Annotated in this window: 13 protein-coding genes and 2 tRNA genes; 8 read left to right on the top strand and 7 right to left on the bottom strand. The window is 43.8% G+C overall.

Features of this window, described 5'->3' with window-relative positions; genetic code table 11:
• Positions 1 to 63 precede the first annotated feature (63 nt).
• Complete coding sequence (locus tag WOA13_RS08060) at positions 64 to 1,758, top strand: radical SAM protein (RefSeq protein WP_342127402.1); 1,695 nt, start codon at positions 64 to 66, stop codon at positions 1,756 to 1,758.
• Between the two features lie 51 nt (positions 1,759 to 1,809).
• Here the strand turns inward: WOA13_RS08060 and WOA13_RS08055 are convergent, their stop codons facing one another.
• From WOA13_RS08055 to WOA13_RS08040, 4 genes are all read right to left on the bottom strand, one after another.
• Positions 1,810 to 2,844 carry a lysylphosphatidylglycerol synthase transmembrane domain-containing protein gene (locus tag WOA13_RS08055; RefSeq protein WP_342127401.1) on the bottom strand — a complete coding sequence of 345 codons (1,035 nt, stop codon included), beginning with the start codon at positions 2,842 to 2,844 and terminating at the stop codon, positions 1,810 to 1,812.
• Between the two features lie 25 nt (positions 2,845 to 2,869).
• Entirely contained in the window at positions 2,870 to 4,030 is a 1,161-nt protein-coding gene (locus WOA13_RS08050) for a nucleotidyltransferase family protein (protein WP_048204659.1), read from the bottom strand.
• A gap of 67 nt (positions 4,031 to 4,097) precedes the next feature.
• Positions 4,098 to 4,478 carry an OB-fold nucleic acid binding domain-containing protein gene (locus tag WOA13_RS08045; RefSeq protein WP_342127400.1) on the bottom strand — a complete coding sequence of 127 codons (381 nt, stop codon included), beginning with the start codon at positions 4,476 to 4,478 and terminating at the stop codon, positions 4,098 to 4,100.
• Positions 4,479 to 4,511: 33 nt separating this feature from the next.
• Entirely contained in the window at positions 4,512 to 5,057 is a 546-nt protein-coding gene (locus tag WOA13_RS08040) for an FKBP-type peptidyl-prolyl cis-trans isomerase (protein ID WP_342127399.1), read from the bottom strand.
• A gap of 552 nt (positions 5,058 to 5,609) precedes the next feature.
• Here WOA13_RS08040 and WOA13_RS08035 point away from each other — a divergent pair.
• The 5 genes from WOA13_RS08035 (at position 5,610) to WOA13_RS08015 (ending at position 14,206) form a co-directional block, all read left to right on the top strand.
• Positions 5,610 to 6,284 carry a DUF2162 domain-containing protein gene (locus WOA13_RS08035; protein WP_342127398.1) on the top strand — a complete coding sequence of 225 codons (675 nt, stop codon included), beginning with the start codon at positions 5,610 to 5,612 and terminating at the stop codon, positions 6,282 to 6,284.
• 2 nt (positions 6,285 to 6,286) lie between these two features.
• Positions 6,287 to 6,910 (top strand): MotA/TolQ/ExbB proton channel family protein, encoded by a 624-nt coding sequence (locus WOA13_RS08030; protein ID WP_342127397.1) that lies wholly within the window; start codon positions 6,287 to 6,289, stop codon positions 6,908 to 6,910.
• Positions 6,907 to 7,266 (top strand): DUF2149 domain-containing protein, encoded by a 360-nt coding sequence (locus tag WOA13_RS08025; protein ID WP_048204663.1) that lies wholly within the window; start codon positions 6,907 to 6,909, stop codon positions 7,264 to 7,266. The genes WOA13_RS08030 and WOA13_RS08025 overlap by 4 nt, the downstream gene beginning before the upstream one ends.
• A 201-nt stretch (positions 7,267 to 7,467) precedes the next feature.
• Positions 7,468 to 12,972 carry a cobaltochelatase subunit CobN gene (locus WOA13_RS08020; protein ID WP_342127396.1) on the top strand — a complete coding sequence of 1,835 codons (5,505 nt, stop codon included), beginning with the start codon at positions 7,468 to 7,470 and terminating at the stop codon, positions 12,970 to 12,972.
• Positions 12,973 to 13,183: 211 nt separating this feature from the next.
• Complete coding sequence (locus WOA13_RS08015) at positions 13,184 to 14,206, top strand: Coenzyme F420 hydrogenase/dehydrogenase, beta subunit C-terminal domain (protein ID WP_342127395.1); 1,023 nt, start codon at positions 13,184 to 13,186, stop codon at positions 14,204 to 14,206.
• Between the two features lie 388 nt (positions 14,207 to 14,594).
• Here the strand turns inward: WOA13_RS08015 and WOA13_RS08010 are convergent, their stop codons facing one another.
• Entirely contained in the window at positions 14,595 to 15,173 is a 579-nt protein-coding gene (locus tag WOA13_RS08010; RefSeq protein WP_342127394.1) for a ferric reductase, read from the bottom strand.
• 321 nt (positions 15,174 to 15,494) lie between these two features.
• On the opposite strand from WOA13_RS08010, the gene WOA13_RS08005 reads away from it, so the two are divergent.
• Positions 15,495 to 15,857 (top strand): carboxymuconolactone decarboxylase family protein, encoded by a 363-nt coding sequence (locus WOA13_RS08005; RefSeq protein ID WP_342127393.1) that lies wholly within the window; start codon positions 15,495 to 15,497, stop codon positions 15,855 to 15,857.
• A gap of 213 nt (positions 15,858 to 16,070) precedes the next feature.
• On the opposite strand, the gene cdhA is transcribed toward WOA13_RS08005, so the two are convergent.
• A complete protein-coding gene (cdhA, locus tag WOA13_RS08000; RefSeq protein WP_342127392.1) occupies positions 16,071 to 18,476 on the bottom strand; it encodes a CO dehydrogenase/acetyl-CoA synthase complex subunit alpha in 2,406 nt (801 codons plus the stop codon).
• Positions 18,477 to 18,796: 320 nt separating this feature from the next.
• A tRNA-Ala gene (locus tag WOA13_RS07995) sits at positions 18,797 to 18,871 on the bottom strand.
• Between the two features lie 176 nt (positions 18,872 to 19,047).
• Between WOA13_RS07995 and WOA13_RS07990 the strand changes: the two genes are divergently transcribed.
• A tRNA-Ile gene (locus tag WOA13_RS07990) sits at positions 19,048 to 19,124 on the top strand.
• Positions 19,125 to 19,345 lie beyond the last annotated feature (221 nt).

Genomic DNA, 19,345 nt, shown 5'->3' with positions numbered 1-19,345 from the left:
GTACACTATGTTAAACTGCTTTCAAAAGGTTCATTTATAAGGTATCCTTCCATTTTAATCCACATGAGAACAGTGATCATAGACGGCTATGTGGATGAGCCCGCGTGCTTCGGGGTTCCGCCATACATCTCTCCCTACATCCGCTACATAGCCGGTGCCCTCCGTGACAGAGGCATAGCAGAAGATGATATTCATTATTTTACCATCGATCAGCTCAGGACAGCAACAGCAGATGATGTCCTTGCACTAAAGAGTGCAGACCTTGTGGTCATACTGTCAGGCATGACCGTCCCGGGCAAGTACCTAAGGTCATCCCCTATAACTCCTGGTGAGATCGAGAACATATGTAGTCTTTCACAGGGACTGAAAGTGATAGGTGGTCCCATACGTCTCGGTTTCAGCAAAGAGGGTGGTACAGGTGCCAGTGAGCTGGGTATCGAAGCGGAAGATGTTGTCATTGCAAAGCAGGATATCGAGGCTTTCGTCTATGATCTCTTTGAGAATGGTTCCCTGCTTGACCCGGATGATATTAACCACCGGCTGAGGACAGTAGGTGAGATCGGGAAGTGGTCCCGTCTTGGTGCTTTTATCATCGAAAAACATCCGGAGTATCCGTATGTCATGTGCGAGCTTGAGACCTACCGTGGCTGTGGCCGTAAGGTGCACTGCTCCTTCTGCACCGAAAGGTTCTACGGGCCTTCGGATTACCGCCCTGTATTCGATGTGGTCGATGAGGTGTCCTCCCTTTACGCTGCCGGTGCAAAATATTTCCGTATTGGAAGGCAGCCTGACCTGTTCGGTTTCCACGCTAAGGATATCGGTGCGGACATCCTGCAACCGGATCCATCTGTACTGGAATCGCTCTATGGAGGCATACGCAAGGTGGCGCCTGACCTTCAGGTGTTGCACATGGACAATGCAAATCCGGCAACCATTGCTGCGTATCCTGAGCAGAGCCTTGAGATAATGAAAACCATTGTCTGCCATCACACATCCGGTGATATTGCTGCCCTTGGTATGGAAAGTGCTGATCCGAATGTGGTGCGTGCCAATGATCTGAAAGCAATGCCGGAGGATGTGATGGATGTGATCAGGATGTTCAATGATGTTGGTGCTTCAAGAGGCAGTAACGGACTCCCTGAGCTTTTACCGGGGTTGAACTTTGTCCACGGTCTTCCCGGCGAGACCAAGAAGACCTTTGATATGAACTATGATTTTCTCAGGGATGTCCTGGACTCCGGACTTCTGGTAAGAAGGATCAATATCCGGCAGGTCATGGCATTTCCGGGTACCCGGGTCTATGGCAATGATGAGCTTGTGGGAAAGCACAAGAAGCTGTTCCTGAAGTACAAGGAAAAAGTACGAAAAGAGATCGATCTGCCAATGCTTCGGAAGGTCGTTCCGAAAGGCACCGTACTTCGGGATGTGATGTGTGAGGTACATGATGAAAGCTCAAAACACGAGCTGACATTTGGAAGGCAGTTTGGCACCTATCCTTTGCTTGTTGGTATTCCGCTTACACTTCCACTCTGGAAGTTCACCGATGTTGTGATCACAGGGCATGGGCAGCGTTCCGTAAAGGCAATCCCCTATCCGCTTGAGATCAATTCCGCCCCCCTCTCTGTAATTAAGGAGATCCCCGGTATTACCGATCTTGAAGCTTCAGAGATCTATAGTGGGGTACCTTATGCAAATAAGAATGATATCCTGGAAAAGGTAATTGATGTGGAAAGAATGCTGGACTATATTATAGTGTGATCCTGCAATTACTTCTTCATCCTTTTCTCTCTGTCCTTTATCTTTTATTTCTTACTTTTCGACTGAGCTGTTCATGAAGTCTGCATCTTTCAGGACCTTCAGGCTCACAAAGCTTCCTGCAATTATATTTGTATAATATGTGAGTGCTCTCCAGGCCAGTACTGTTATTCCTATCAATGCCGGGGATGCCACCAGTACTGAGAAAAGTGAGCTTGCACCAAACTCTGCAACTCCGCTTGCTCCCGGGGTTGCAGGTATTATCATTACGATAGTTAGCAGGATCTGTGCTGCGAATGCCACCACCACTTCTGGTGGCTGGTTCAGTCCCGAGAGTATGACCGGCAGGATGGAATAGAGCGTGCAGCGATAGATTATGGTGCATATTGTGCCGTAGAGCAGACCTCTTCTTCCTTTTTTCAACAGGTATCGCAGTCCAAAGTGGAAATCATCCACTTCCGTATCCACTTTCTTCAGCAGATGTGCAAGTGCTTCATCGGTCTTCCTTCCATGAAAGCGTCTTGTCCTGTGCACGAGGAAATGGATCATTCTCTTTATACGATGTGGTTTCCATACGGCATATATCAATATTCCAAGGGCTGAGAGGAGCACCGCTTCTCCGGTGATGAGGAGGATGTCGAAATTCTCACCCGGGATAACACCCCTGAAAATGTAGAGTGCTATGGGTGCTGTCACGAGTATTAAAAAAGCATCAGTGAGCCTCTCTCCAATTACTACTGATGTTGCCTGTCCTATCGGGATCTCGTTCTTTGAAAGAAGGTGCACCCTTAGGGCCTCTCCTCCGGCAGAAGACGGTGTGACAGCAGCTACGAGGAGGCTTGATATGGCGATCTCTGTGGTCTTTAATGAACTGATATCGTGGCCCAGGGACTGGCACATAAATTTCGTACGAAGTCCCCAGACAATATAGGAAAACACTTGAAGTGCGATGGCAGCTAAGATCGCTTCCTTTTTGATGTTAAGGATGGAATCGATCGTGGTCGTATCCACTGTGAAGACCAGCAAAAATACAATTGATGTAAAGCTTAACAGCAGTGATATTACGAGCCACTTAAAGAATCGATTCATGTTCTTGAGGTTTTCTTATCTCATCTTATTCGAATTCAGGGTCGATGATTGTCTCCTTGATCCTTGATCCTGCTTTGATATTGATCTCCGGCCATATCTTCACATCGGAATGGATGGTGGAGTCATCATTGATGTTCACGCGGGGACCGATCACTGTTCCGTTCTCCATGCTGCAGTTCTTTCCTATCACAGTGTTGTTGTCAATGATAGATCCGGATGCATTGGAGTTGTTCCCTATGGTGACATCATTGAATATGTATGATGACAGTATCCTGCTGTTGTCCTTGATGACACAGTTGGAGCCGATGGCGGTGTATGGTCCTATCAGTACGTTGTTCCCGATGGTTGTGTTCTCGCCGATGACAATTGGGCCCACGAGTGCGGAGTTTGAACCCACAGATACGTTGTTACCGATCTTGAGGGGGCCGACTATTCGTGAATTTTTTGTCTTGAAATTTCCTTCTATGGAAGTTCCGGGAAGAGATTCAAGCATCCATCTCTGTGCCTCTCTGTAGGCGTGTGCACTTCCTACATCTGTCCAGTGGCCGCGTACCAGCATGCCATTGATCTTCCTGTCATCATTCATCAAGGCAGGGAACAGGTCCTTTGCGAAATCATACTGCTGATTTTCAGGTATCCAGTCGAAGATCTCCGGGCAGCACATGTATATTCCTGTGCTGGCAAGATTGCTGAATATCTCTCCTGGGCCGGGTTTCTCCAGGAACCGGTGTATCCTGTTGTTAACATCCATGTCGGCGATACCGAATTCCCGTGGGTCGTCAATGGACATCAGTCCGATGGTAACCATTGCATCGTTCGTCTCGTGGTATCTGTACATGTTACGAAGGTTAAGGTCCATCACATGGTCTCCACCAACTATGATGAATGGTTCATCCTTGAGGTACTCCTCTGCGTTCTTCACACTTCCAGCAGTACCCAGTTTTGTTTCTTCATAGACGTAGTCGATATGCACTCCGAACATACGCCCGTCCCCAAGGCTTTCTTCTATCTTTTCAGCCATGTATCCGATAGTTATTACGATCTCATTGAACCCTTCTTTTGCAAGGTGCTCTATAAGATGAACAACGGATGGCTTGTTCATAATTGGTATGCTTGGCTTTGGTCTGTCAAAGGTCAAAGGACGAAGTCGTGTGCCTTCTCCCCCACACATGATACACGCTTTCATACTTTTAGAAAACGCCCTTTTCACTTATATTGTTACCGTTATGTGTTTGTGGCACCTGCTTTCTTATTCAGGCTACCCGGACATCCTTTTCCTTCTGGACGATGATCTCAAGTTCTCCTTCATATTCGTCCAGTATGCCTTTAACATGTACCTGATCGCCTCTGGAGATCTTTTCGTTCATCTCTTCGGCTCCCTTGTTGTTAGGTATGAAAACAGTTATGGGTTGAGTGCTGTGACCAACTTCAAGAATGAGGTGGTCTCCGGTGTATGTGAGACGTTTGCTTAAGACCTCTCCTTCCACGAACACCTTCTCTCCCAGTCCGGATGAATCTGTCAGTGGCTGAATATCACCTGTCAGCTCTCCGGGGAGGTATGTAAAATAAGCTACTGCCAGTGACAGGATGGCCATCACCAGCAGGACTGCTACGATCTTTTCTTCTTTTTCCATCCTTGATCCGTTTTTGTTTTTTTGATGATTGTTTTATTGCTGTCCGATAGACACCAGTGTTATCTTAAAGACAAGTGTCTTTCCTGCAAGATGGTGGTTGTAATCGATGAATGCATGTGTCTCATTCATTTTTGCTACTGTTACCTGCCCGTGCTGGGTGTAAAGTGCCATCCCGACTTCAGGTTCGATCCCCATCTCGTTAAGCTTGCTGATCTCGATCGGCTGGACAAGTTCCTCATTGTACTCTCCATATGCTTCTGCTGCAGGGATCGTGACAGTACGTTCTTCTCCGATCTCCATTCCAACTACGCCATTGTCGAACCCTTTGATCATCTGGCCTGCACCAACAGTGAATCCGAGCGGGCTGTATTCCCTTGCAGAATTATACTGTCCGGCTTCCTTTGCGACTTCTTCCAGTGATGTATCAAAGATAGTTCCGTCTTCAAGCTGGCCAATGTAATTGACAGTGATATAATCTCCTTCTTTTACCATTGTATCTTCCTGATCCCCGGAATTGCCCGCACAACCACTGATTAGGACAATGCATGCAAGTATAACAAGTAATATTGTTTTTTTCATTGGAATCAACATTTCTAACCTTATAATGTGTGATAAGTATTTTGATATTGTATATGGGTTTCTATATTGTTTGACACGAATTTAGTGTTATTTATATTTTTATTTTTAAGAATATGTATAATTAAAACTCTATCCTGTATAATTAATTGTATATGCTGTATATAATTAATATTTTAATTCCATTTCTATGTTTTCATATTCATCAGATGGTGGATTTCTGGATGTTTTATCCAGATGAATCGCAGCTTCTTGATTTTAAATTTATTGTTTTGTATAGTTGTTACTATTTGCAAACAAAAACTATCATAAAAGCTAATATATGTATGGCATAGAAGATACAAAATTATCTAAATGTAATACATATATCATTCAAAAAAACATCTTTATATATCAGAATGGTATCATCTATCTCATTCAATTACACTTGTCTAATTCAATAAAAATCATATCTGAATGAATATGGTTTAAAAAACTATTAATTTGGGTGGTAGAAGTGTTGCTAATAACATACATTTTAAACAAAAGTTTAAGATCTGCAAGAGGTGCTTGAGAATGAATATGGTACTTCTCACTGTTGTGGGAATACTGATAGCCATTCTTTTATTTGGTGTTAAGACCGGAATTGGATGTGGTTTTTCCAACCGAAGCACAAAACAGATCCTTGCACTTGCAGGAAGCTATTTCATCCTGTCAATAATCATCGGCAGCCTCATAGGCTATGTTGACCAGTCAAACCTTGACCTCATTGCGAGCATGGGGATGTCCCTGCACGTTCTGGTTGCTTTGCTGCTCATCGGAGCAGGTATCTATACCCAGAAGCAGTGGAACTGTGGCTGCGATGTTTCCCATCGCACATTCCTCGTGATCTCCCTGCCCTGTCCGGTCTGCCTGACAGCGCTCTTCATCTCCTGTATGCTTCTGGCAACATCCCTTGAGATGAGTGGGCTCTGGATCGGATTCCTCGTGGGTGTTGTGTTCTTTGTTTCTGTGGTTGCAACCTCATTTTTATGCAAGAAGCTGAACAAGACACCTGAGACTCTTGGTAACATCATGATGATCCTTGGTATCTACTACCTCATGGGTGCTATCCTGGTGCCTGCTTACATTAAAACAAAACAGATGAACATCCCTGCATATCATGCACCGCCTGTGGAGATCCTTCCATTTGTGGTCTTTGCAATATTCATTGCAGGTGGATTTGTTCTTGAAAAAATAAGGAGTAACTAAATATGGGTATTGATTCTTCTTTGTTCCAGATCATGTATACCGCTGCATCTGCTATGCTGTATCCTGTGGTAATACTTTTGATCCTGACAATTGCGTTATCGCTTGGTTTGATCGGTGAGTTCATTTCTGAATATGCAAAACGTCACCGAAACGTCAAAGAACTGGAACATATAGGCCGAAGCGTTCAGGAGAATGTTAAGAATTCCTCCTACGACGATGCTGCATCACATCTTCTGAAAATTGACCAGAACCAGCTTGTCACATCATTTGCACATGATGCTGCAGAGCACCTGAAAAATAATGCAATCTCTTCCATCGACTGGTTGTCAGAGGAGTATGAGGTAAGGATGACAAAGCGTCTGGAGCAAACAAAGATAATGTCCACAGTAGCCCCTATGCTCGGACTGATGGGAACTTTAATTCCACTGGGTCCCGCACTCATCGGTCTTGCACAGGGTGATATCCTCCAGCTTGCCAACAACCTGATGATTGCGTTTGCAACAACCGTACTTGGCCTTTTTGCAGGTATCGTGGGGTACGTACTTACACTGGTCAGAAAAAGGTGGTACTGGCAGGACATGGCAGATATCGACTATCTTGTTGATTCCATGGGGATTGGAGAATGAGGCGGAAACGGTATCATCGGACGGGAATCCTCTACGAGGAAGAAGACCAGAACCCTCTGACCGGAGTGGCCAACCTCTTCGATGTTGCCATGGTATTCTCTGTGGCTCTGTTGATCGCGCTTGTGATGTCTTACCAGTTACCTGAGCTGCTCAGTCCGACTGAGGATATAACCATCGTAAAGAATCCTGGTCAGGAAAACATGAAGATCATAGTTAAGGAAGGGCAGGACATCGAAGTCCTGAACATGACAGAGCAGATCGGTGGGGGCACCGGTGAAGCACTGGGTACAGCTTACCAGCTGGCCGATGGTCGTGTCGTTTATGTTCCCGATTCCGGGAACGAAACGAGTACCTGATCCTTTCAAGAGTGTGTGGTACTGAAAATTAAGAAAATTAGAATGAAATGAAAATGTGTGGATAATGAAAGTTGGATACACCCCGGACAGCCGCCAAGCAAAGTTCCGGGGTGTCTTACACATTATCGGGTGGATAATATGCGAAATATAATACGTCAAACATTACTTTTAAGTGTTTTGATTTTGCTGGCAGCTTCGCCAGTGGTATCAGCTGAAGAACCAATGGTTAACATTACTTATGTGTACTACGAAGAAAGTGATGCTCTGGAAATGGCAGAACTTACTAATGAGTACCGGCAATTTATAGGTTACACTGCAATTCCGGCATTCAATGAAAGCTGGTATGCAAGTGATCAATTGATTGAGGCTGCAGATAATGGTTTTTTATCATCTCAGGATGTAATTTTATTTGAGATGGTCGGTTCAAAAGTCTACAACACAGTAAGTGATACAACTGGACTGAACATAAATGAGACTCTGCAAGCAGCCCATGACAATGGTACTTCTTTGTTAAGCGTGAAGGCTAGTACAAGTACTCCTTCCTATTTTGACCATATCTCTAATGGCAGTGCTGATGATGCAGTATATAACTATTATAGCAATATGGGTACTGAAGGTGAAGGTCTTGGAAATGCAGAAGATCTCCTCATATGTCTTGCAAAGGATTATGGCAATGATCCTACAATTACAAGATTATTGACACCTCTGAGAATTACTTACGTTTATTATCAAGAGAGTGATGCTTTAGAGACTGCAAAGTTGACAAACGATCATAGTCAATTTATAGAATATAATGCCATTCCTGCATATAATGCAACCTGGTATGCAAGTGATCAATTGGTTGAAGCTGCAGATAATGGTCTTTTAGCATCTCAGGATGTAATTTTATTTGAGATGGTTGGTTCTAAAGTTTACAATACAACAAGTGATACAACCGGATTTAGCATAAACGAGACTCTGCAAGCAGTCCATGATAATGGTACCTCTTTGTTAAGCGTGAAGGCGAATACAAGTACTCCTTCCTATTTTGATCATATTTCAAATGGTAGTGCTGATGACCAGGTATACAACTATTACAGCAACATGGATGTAACAGTTGAGGGGATTGATAGCGCAGAAGACCTTCTAATTTACCTTGCAACAGAATACAGTAATCATCCAATAATCAATTTCTGGGATAATGTAAATGTTGATTACAATGAAATTTTATTTGTTCTTGGTACGGATTATAATGAAGTTTCACTGATCAATGCCGCACAAGATTCTAACATCTCGACAGAATTGAATATAACTATTTTCACAAAAAATGATACTGTGCCTGATGATTATGACTTTTCAGAATTTGGGTTGATTTTCCTTGAATCTCAGGATGAAAACTCAATTGCAAACTGGACAACAAGTATCAAAGTTAGCAAAGAGCTTGGTTCGAAGGTTATATGTTATGATTTAGCTTCAAACGTTTCCCCGTCTAACCTTGACCTATACTCGGACGAATATACCGATATTGAAAGATACTGGGTTCAGGGTGGCCAAACAAACATGGAGAATATGCTCATGTTCATGGGTCAGCAGTTTGCGGATGTATGGGAACATGAAACAATAGATGAACCGCAGGTGTTGCTTCCAAAAGTGAATATAACTTTCATACTAAATGCAGAAACAAATCTGTACTATCTTAATCAGGTTCTTACTGATAGGGAAGTTGTAGCAGAACGTTTCAATGTTACACTGATGAATGGGGAAGAAGCTACTAGTGTCAGTGATTTTTCCGATCAGGATGTAATTATACTCTACATGGTAGGTGCTGACCAGATCCCTCTTTTCAAGGATGCTCTAATTGATGCCCAAAATAGTGGTACAGAAATAGGTGTCTTTGGAATGGGTGAATTAGCTACAGGAGTCGGAACAATTGATATGGATAGTCTGCCTCATAGCGTCATGGTCGATTATTTCACGAACAGTGGAATTGTCAATATGGAAAGATGGATTCGCTACATCGGATCAAATTTTGAAGATGCCTATATTGAATATGGGCCGGTAACCGAACCTCCTATTCCAAAAAATGGTATTTATCATCCGGATGCATTTCCAAGGATTTTTGAGGATAGTACAGATTATCTTGAATGGTATTCAAATCGGATAGATGGTGGACATGTTTACGATTCAAATGCACCAACTATAGGAATTGTGAATTATGCACTTCAGTCTAATACTCTCGCTTTTACAGCGGACGATGCTCTGATAAGATACATTGAATCAAAGGGTTGTAATGTGATCTATGCAACTGGTCTTGCTTTTATGGATGATGACGATGGAAACAGGGCGGCTGAATATTACTCGAAGGATGAAGTTGTATTAGTTGATTCAATGATCTCCCTGAAAGGATTCTACATAAATTTCGATCTGGTTGAAGGTCAGGAGTATCTCACCGGATATAACATTCCGGTAGTAAAGGGAATCTATGATTATTACCAGTCACCGTCAGAATACTACAATAGCACACATGGATTAAGCCCAACATCTCTCTATTATCAGGTTGCATACCCTGAGATAGAAGGATGTACGGATTACATATGGGTGGCTGGTATTGTTAAAGATCCGATGACCGGCCAGTCATATTACGAACCAATAATGGAGCAGGTCGAGTGGATCAGTGACAGGGCCATCGCATGGGCAGAGTTGGGTAAAACAGACAATTCTGACAAAAAGGTAAGCATCATATACTACAACCATGAAGGTGGTAAGAACAACATTGGTGCCAGCTATCTGGATATCGGTTCAAGTTTCACATTGCTTCTTGAACAAATGAGGGCAGATGGTTACGATATTGGTAATGGTACAATTCCAAATGCCAGTGAGTTCATCGACCTGTTCATTGAAAGCAGGAACGTTGGTTCCTGGGCTCCCGGAGAACTTGAGAAGGTTGTCAATTCCGGCAATGTGACCCTTGTTCCTGTGGAGGATTATCTCGCCTGGTATAACACTCTTCCTGAATCTGTAAGACAGGATGTTGAAAGTAAATGGGGAACTGCCCCTGGCGATATAATGGTGTATGATGGGAACTTTGTGATCCCTACAGTACAGCTTGGTAATGTCAATTTCATACCACAGCCTACCAGAGGTACTCTTTCAGATGAGAGTATCCTCTATCATGACAAGGAACTTCCGCCAACACACCAGTATCTTGCAACATACTTCTGGATCAACAATGTCTATGATGCAGATGCAATGATCCATTTCGGTACTCATGGTACACAGGAATGGTTGCCTGGAAAGGAAGTTGGACTCTGGAGATATGACTATCCTTCAATAATGGTTGCTGAAACTCCTGTGATCTATCCTTACATCATGGATAATGTCGGAGAAGGTACACAGGCAAAGCGTAGAGGCAATGCAGTTATCATAGACCACCTGACACCACCGATAGTGGAAGCAGGACTTTATGGTAACTTGTCAATAATGCATGAGAAGATACACAATTACGAAGATGCAAAGAGTATCAATGATACTGCAAAGATGGCACTCTACCGTAACAGTACCATTGAATTATATGACTCGCTATGTCTGGTGAACGACCTCAATGTTACATGTGATGAATTGAATGCCATGACTGACGAGGAATTCGAAACATTCCTTGATTCAGTTCTCCATGACTACCTGCATAAACTGCAGACAACACTCATGCCTTACGGACTCCACATCTTTGGTGTTGCTCCTGAGAACGAGAAACTTGTATCAATGGTCAAGTCGATGCTTCGTAGTGATTTCATTGATCACATCTATAGTGTGATCCCCAAAGATACCGGAGACGAGGAGGATTGGGAGAATGCAGCTAATACATGTGCAGCTGATCTTCTGAATGCCACTTTGATCAACGGAACAAATGTGTCAGCAGCTCAGCTTGAGGTACTTAATCTTACTGATGCCAATGTTACTGCAGATCTCGATCAGGCATTGTATTATTCAGGTCAGCTGGCGCAGACCACTCGTGAGATCGACCAGACATTGCGTGCACTCAATGCAGAGTATATTGAACCTGGACCTGGAAACGACCCAATACGCAATCCTGAAGCATTGCCAACCGGAAGGAACTTCTACAGTTTTGACCAGAGAAAATTCCCTGATGCTGAAACAGAGGCTCTTGGAAAAGTCCTTATTGATCAGTGGGTAGCAGATTACTATGCAGTAAATGGTGTATATCCAGACAAACAGGCCTTTATCCTGTGGTCAGTTGAAACAATGCGTCACAAAGGACTCATGGAAGCGCAGATCTACGCTCTTATAGGTGTAGAGCTTGAAAGGAGCAGTGGAAGGATCACAGGTTTCAATGTGATCCCAGAAGAGAATATGACACATCCAAGGATTGATGTACTCGTCCTTCCGTCAGGTCTATACCGCGACACATTCCCACTTCAGCTTGAATGGATGGATGAAGCTGTCCGTATAGTTGCAGACCTTAATGAGAGCGAAGACTTCAACTTCGTCAGAAGGAATTCTCTTGAGATGGAGGCTGAACTTATAGCCATGGGCTATGATAATGAGACTGCAGAATACATCTCCAGGTCAAGGATCTTCAGTGAACCACCTGGCTCTTATGGTACGGGAATTTCGGAAACAGTTGCTGCCAGTGACACATGGGATGATGAAAGCAAGATGGCGGATCTCTACATCTCCAGAATGTCCAATATCTATGGAGCAGATTCATGGGGAGAAAACTACGAAGATGTGTTCAAAATGAACCTCGAAGATGTTGATGTGGCTATGCACAGTGATACCTCGAACCTATACGGACTCATCGACAACGATGATTTCTACTCGTATCTCGGAGGTCTTGGACTTGCTGTCAGATCCCTTACAGGGGAAACTCCTGATATGTATATAGCCGACTTCAAGGATGTTGACAATCCTCAGTACACAACACTTGAAGAGGCTTTCAGGAATGAATTGCGTGCCAGGTATCTCAATCCTTCATGGATGACTGGAATGATGGAATTCGATTATGCCGGTGCAAGGGAATTCATGAAATTCACGGAGTACATGTGGGGATGGGATGCTACATGCCCGGACATGGTTACGGACGATGACTGGAACATGATGTATGAGGCATATGTTCTGGATAAGTATGATCTTGGTCTGGACGAGTTCTACGCAGAGAACCCCTATCAATATCAGTCCCAGCTAGCCCGCATGCTTGAGACAACAAGAAAGGATTACTGGGACGCATCCGATGAGGTAATCCAGACTCTGGTTAGGGAGTATATTGAATCAGTTGTCGAGAATGGTGTAACATGCTGTCATCATACCTGTGGAAATGCTCTGCTTGATGAGTATGTGCAGGGTATAATGTCCGTACCAGGTGTTGTCGACCAGGCAACTATTGATGAGTACAACAAACTGATGCAGGATGCAACACATCGTTATCCTGAAACCAGTAGCTCCAGCAGGAAGACCAGCTCGAACACTCCATCGGCAAACGTGGTAAATAGCACAACCACAAGCACTGATGCTACAGGTTATGGAACTACGACCGATCAGGCAACTGCTGCTTCACAGGACAACTACGTTGAAGGCTATGAAATGACTCGTGAGAATACTCCTGATGAGTCTTCATCATCATCGTCTTTCTCAGGTTCTGATGTAATAGGTGCGGTGTTGGTCCTGTTATCTGCGGGATTGATCTACTTCGGTTTCATGAGAAAGAAGTAATTGTAAGGCAAAGGGTGGCAGCATTTCATTTCGAAAATCCGGAAAAATGCTGTATTTTTTCCTTTTTACTTTTTAATATTATTCCATTTGTTTCCGAACATGGATATTATTATCCTCACGTAAAACAATTACAATTAAAAATAATTAAAGTTTGTTTTATTACGAATGAGTTTTTACTACTTCATCACTCATATTTACGGTGGTGATAAAAATGATGACAGACCCTATCTGTAAAGCTCATGTAAGTGAGGGCAGCTCCTATGTTACGGATTATGGCGGAAAGAAGTACTATTTTTGTTCTGCTGAATGCAAGAACAAGTTCGATCAGCTGGAAAAGAGCGTAATACGCCTGAAGCGCAACATTGGTGAGAAGGAGAGGATATCCTTTGGGAAGCTCAAGAAGGAGATTATAAACCTTGGTATCTGCACATTGTGCGGTGCCTGCGTCTCTTCCTGTGAGTCCATAGCCTTTGTGAACAGCCAGCCCAAACTGATCGATAAGTGCACTGCCTGTGGTGTCTGCTACAACCAGTGTCCAAGGACCGTTACAAGGGAAGAGGACCTTGTGGGCAAGCTCAGGTTCGGCTATGCGGCCAGGTCTGGGATGCCCGACTCTAAGGGCCAGGACGGTGGGGTAGTTACTTCTCTGCTTGCATACGGGCTTGAGGAGGGGCTTCTGGATTGTGCCATCGTTACAAGGAAGTCGGAAGGTAATCCCTGGAGGCCTGAACCTTTTATTGCAACGACCGCAGATGAGGTCCTTGAGTCAGCAGGAAGCATCTATTCCCACAGCATGACCATGGAGCCATTGATGAGTGCCATCAAGCAGGGTATGAGGAGCATTGCATTTGTGGGGCCCAGTTGCAATATTGATGCTGTTCACAAGATGCAGACAAGTCCATATGGGTTCCTTCACCTGTTCCTCAGAGCAAAGGTCCTGAAGTTCGGGCTTTTCTGTATGGATAGTTTCGAGCATGAAGGTATCAGGGAATTCGTGCAAGCAAAAGGGATGGACCTCAATGATATTGAGTCCATGAAGATCCGTAAAGGTGTCTTTGAATTTGGTATGGCCGATGGCCTGGAGAGCTATGATCTTTCTGAACTGGACCAATACAGGTCTACATCCTGCAAGTTCTGTACCGATATGGCTGCAGAGAACTCGGACATCTCCTTTGGTGGCGTGGGAACGCCGCAGGGCTGGAGCACTGTTCTGGCACGCTCGTCCATCGGTTAGGAGATCCTCTGTGAGGCGATCGACAATGGTTACATCGATGCAAGGCGCCTTGAGAAGAAGGAAATGGACCGTGCTGTCAATCTTGCGAAGATGAAGAAGGTGCAGATGTATGGTTTGAACCGCAGGCAAAAGAAATGATCTTTTGTAGTGTTGCTCTACCTACAAATCAGTAACAAAAATGGTGGGTCTATAGGTGGAGTAGCAACCAGTAAAAAGGGCAACTTTCAATAGCTTTTGAAGGTCCAGTGAATATATGGAGTAAATATATGGATGTCTGTAGATGTTGGATTAATATCAGGTGGGGTAATAATCCTCAATGAAGAGGTTTCAACTTGAATTGCCTTTTAAGAAACTGTTTTCTGATAAAGGAAGTAAAACCTCTTTCGATTTATGATCTTGAGTTGATCAGATGTTTATGAACAAAAACTCCGAAAACTATCAGCGCCATGGATATCCAGAGTATTTTCATTATTGTATATTGAAGATCTGTTCCAATTAACCATGCGTGTATGAAGATCATTATGAAAGCAAGGTAGTTCAAATAATGGAAGTTCTTCCATTTTTTGATAATATGCTTCCTGTATACGGCCGCTGCTACTGCTATTAATATAAGGTAAAATGCCGGTCTGCCTGCAAGTTCCAGAAAATCCTTTAGTGGATATAATACCGGTAAAAATACTGAGATACTTTTTTCTTCAAATGCGAATGCAATGGGATGTATGACCATGAGGGAAATCCCTGTTCTGGCGAGAAGATGGTGTATGGTGATAAATCCTGTTCCAAAAATTTTCATCATCTGCATCATGTATTCAGAAGATAGTATTGCTAAAAAGATGAACAGATAAGCAAATAGTCCTGTTGCCCTGTCGACCATCCTTAATGGCATATCCTTTTCCTGTAAAAGTATGAAGACTATTATTGCAGAAACAAAAAGTACAAAGGATATTGCTGTCGTCCGACGTTTCATCAGGTACCTCCAATAATATTAAGATGCAATTTCTATAAAGTTATTTCCTGTTTTTATTGGCACTTTGCATTTTCTGATTTCGTATACTTCCCAGGACAGAGATGACTAAAAGATCTTGGCAGGTTTAAATGATTTTAAAAAGAACAATTATGGGCTGCTCGGGTGCATTGTCCGGTGTATGTGGGATTCTTGATCAATAGTTATGTTGAATGGTGGGGATGATTGAAATGATGAAACTTTTCGACAAGTTTTCCTCATCTGTAGAAAAAAATAAATAACATTCAAACCGAGTTTTTATGTAATAATTTATGGGGGTATATAATGTCTGAACACGAAGAACTTGAACATGAAGAATTGCTGGATAGCATGAGTGATAAACTGGGTTTCACACCTCATATTCTTGAGACCCTTGGAGAGCTGGATCCACATTTCCTAAGGAAATATAATCGTTGCAACCAGAAGATCCTATCAGATGGTGCCTTGCCTGCAAAATACAAGATCCTAATGGCACTTGCCGTCGTTGCATCTAAACAATGTGAAAGGTGTACTGTGGTTCAAATGAAGAGTGCTCTTCAAAATGGTGCCACCAAAGAAGAGATTATGGAAACGCTGGAAGTGATCTCCATAACATCCGGAGCTCCTGCAGTAGCTGCATGCAGGGATGCACTGAAACTTCTCAAATAAAGTAACTTAAAAATGGGCAAAACATTCGGATGAAATGCCCATTTTTTTATTATATACTATAGTTTATTGGTACCTCGCTCCTGGAAGTGTTCCCTTTGCTTTTGAATCATTTTTGCAACTACAGTTGGCCGTTTTGGCTCTAAGTCCTTTGGACCCGAGTTTGTGGTTCACTGGATATTCTCTGTGACTGGACCAAAGATACCAGGCCGGATATCATGCTTCCTTACAAAGTCTTTTCAGATTGGTCGGCTGGGCTGAAACATCAAGTTTCATGGACGGTCCTGAGAGGATCTTCTTCTTGTCCCAGTCAATCTCCCATCCATGTTCCTTCTCAAGTATATTGAGAAGTTCCTCGCGCTTTGCAAGAGGCAGGTCTGTCTCAGTCCTGACAAAAGTGTGCCAGTCATCGGGCATTATTCCAAGATATTTCTGGCTGAGCTCAATGTAATGGGTGAGCTTGATCATCCTTCCCATATTGTTGTCACTCGGACGTATGCAGCTCTTGGCAAGCATTGGCATCAGTTCTTCAATGGTCTCCGCCGTGGTGATAAGGTATTCAGGTGCAGGTGGTATTGGCATCACTTCGCCATTACGTGCATCGTATACCTTCCATTTGTCCTTATCATATGGTTTTCCGATTATCGCCCTGCGGAACTTCGAGCCGTGGGGTCCGAGCACTACAGGTATTCCCAGTCTGTTGCATCCTGTTCCTATAGACAGGGCTTTCTGCGAATAGGCGCCCCAGGCAATTCCGACCGCACCCACACGGTTCAGAATGTAGTCTGCGATTTCTTCGTAGTTGCCGGTGATGTCCCTCTGTGCAAATATTGCTGCAACTTTGATCGCAGTTGCCGTGATATGGGAGTTGGACACACAGGAACCCATGTTGATCAGATTGCCTTTGAGGAACTTTGCCGGATACTTCTCATAGAGTGTCTGACCTTCCTCATCCTTGTACATACCAACATCCATTCCCGAACATCCTGAGACCAGAACAATGTAATTCCTCTTAAGCATCTCATCTGCTATATCGTACACATCCTTGGTCCCGTCCGGATAGTTCGAGCATCCTACTATTGCAATAATGCCAGGTGTAGTTCCAAGTACAAGGTTGACACCCTCTTCCCGGATCTCGGGGTCACTGATCTGACCTCTTCCTACCCTTACCTTTCCTATCTCTTCCCGTATGACCTTCTGTGCCGCCTTCTCTATTACATTCAGTACAGGAATGTCCTTCGGGCATGAATGATCGCATCTACCACATCCTATACATTTGTCGCGGAGTGCCTCAAATGGGTTCAGGTCTCCATTCTCTGCAGCGGTCATTGCATCGCTTATGGGCAGGTTGATCGGGCAGGCAAGTTCACATGCCAGACAGTGAACACATCTCGACGTAAGTTCTTTGAACTCCTCTTCGGTCGGGAGTCCCCTTATGCCTTTTTCGTCGCGTATGACTGCCATCTTTTGGACAAGGCGTGGTGCCAGTTCTCCAAGCTTGTCAAAGTCAAGCATGAGGGCACCTGGCTCCTTTCCACTGGTCAGGTCATCAAGGATGTCATCCACATTGTCATTTGACCTGTTTGGAAGGCCGTACATTATTTTCGCATTGGTGGTGATCACAGGTATCATGAGCTTCTGTGCCTCTCTGAGGACATCAGCACGCACGCACTGCTCATCAACAACAATGGCATCCGGGACACCTGAACGTATCATCTTCAGCTGTTTGGCAAGTGTACTGACTATCTTTGCCTTTGGAGCATTTCCGCCCTCTGTCTTATAGCGGGTCATATCAAGGGCTGTACAGCACAGTCCTCCAAGTTCTATTTCATCAAGAAGGTCATGCTCTTCCATGTAATCGATTATATTAGAAACACCTGCCATGTTATGCCCGATGACGATAAGTACAGGTTTTGTGGAATCGATACACCCCATCCCTATCTCTGCGAGAGGTGTTTCAGGATCGCTTTTTGGGAATTCCAGGCATGAGATCTGTGCGATATCAGATACTTCCATACCCACGTGGTCGAGCATCCCTGCATGCAGGGCTTTTGACTCGAAATCGATAGATTCGCCTTCCTGGCCCATGTGGATGGTTGCCATAAGTTGGGTCAGTTGTTCTTCTACATACTGCAGTACCTCTTCAAGATCCCCGATCGTCTCTGGTTTGTGCCCGGTGACGGTCTGGGTGTTAGGTGCTTTGATGTTGGATGGTCCAACCTCTATGGGATGGTCCCTGCCGAATTTTTCTATCAAATAATGGAGGAGGTGACGTCCATGCGCTGAGTGGGCTGCAGCTCCAATTATCGTGCTAAGCAGGAACTCTCGCGAAGTCTGTCCTTCCAGATTGATGCCACAAGCTCCCTCTTTGTTACCTGTCAGATCACATGGACCGAACGTACAGTAACTGCATTGGTCGGATGTCGGTGTGTACACAGGTTCGTACCGATCGAGCAGTTTGAAGTCCCAGTCCCTCAACTCTTCTATTCCGGGTTTTGGTGTTGGTCCTCCTTCACCTTTTTCTTCTATTTCCTTTTCGATAGCTCCCACAATGTTGCTAATGTTGATCTGAACGTTTTCCAGATCTTCGATGGAGATCTTTCCCGTAGTTAGCTTGGTCATTATTCTTTACCCCCGAATATTTCCCAGTAGTCCATATGTTAGGCTAAAAATCAGCGTTATGGAATTGCAAAAAACGTATTGGACGTTGGTGATAGCTTGATCGTTTGCATTTCCATGCAAATATTGTATATAAATACGCAGCAATCTTATATATACATTTCCAAAATCCTTAATGATTATTCATGTGATATATTTACGCGTATATCGTATAGAACATAATTAAGGGAATTGTTTGATCGCATCTTGTTGTGTATGTAGATCTAGTTATACATCACATAACAAAAATTCAAAATAACATCAATAAAACGTATCAAAGAAATTGGTGGACCGGTCGGGAATTGAACCCGAGGCCTCTACCATGCCAAGGTAGCGATCTTCCCCTGATCTACCGGCCCAATGTTTAGAACATACTTACCATTATCGGAAATAAACCTATCGCTGGATTATTCTATCATTTTCCAGCACACCTTCGATATTTACAAAATGAGGTTGCTGCGAAACAAAACCATTATATACTAGGATGTGTATTGTGTAGCTCGTACGATGAACAACATCGTGCAAGAGACGCATTGGGCCCGTAGCTTAGCCAGGTGGAGCGCACGGCTGATAACCGTGAGGTCCTGAGTTCGAACCTCAGCGGGCCCACCAATCTATCTTTTCTAAATTTACTATCTTTAACTACTTATTTTCTAATTGCTAATATCTGTAGTATTAGCTATCAATTTCTCCTCTTTCCAATTTACACACTGTATTTATGAATTCATCCGGCCATAATTTTCCTGTTTTTCTTCATATAGCAACAGCAGCAAAAACTGTATTTGAGATGTTGAGCGAAGCGCAACATCTCGAACCGCGCTCCAGAAGCGAGA

Source organism: Methanococcoides sp. LMO-2 (genome assembly GCF_038432375.1).
Taxonomy (GTDB): Archaea; Halobacteriota; Methanosarcinia; order Methanosarcinales; family Methanosarcinaceae; genus Methanococcoides; species Methanococcoides cohabitans.
The sequence above is the reverse complement of the archived record's forward strand: the minus strand, read 5'-3'. Positions and strand labels throughout refer to the sequence as shown.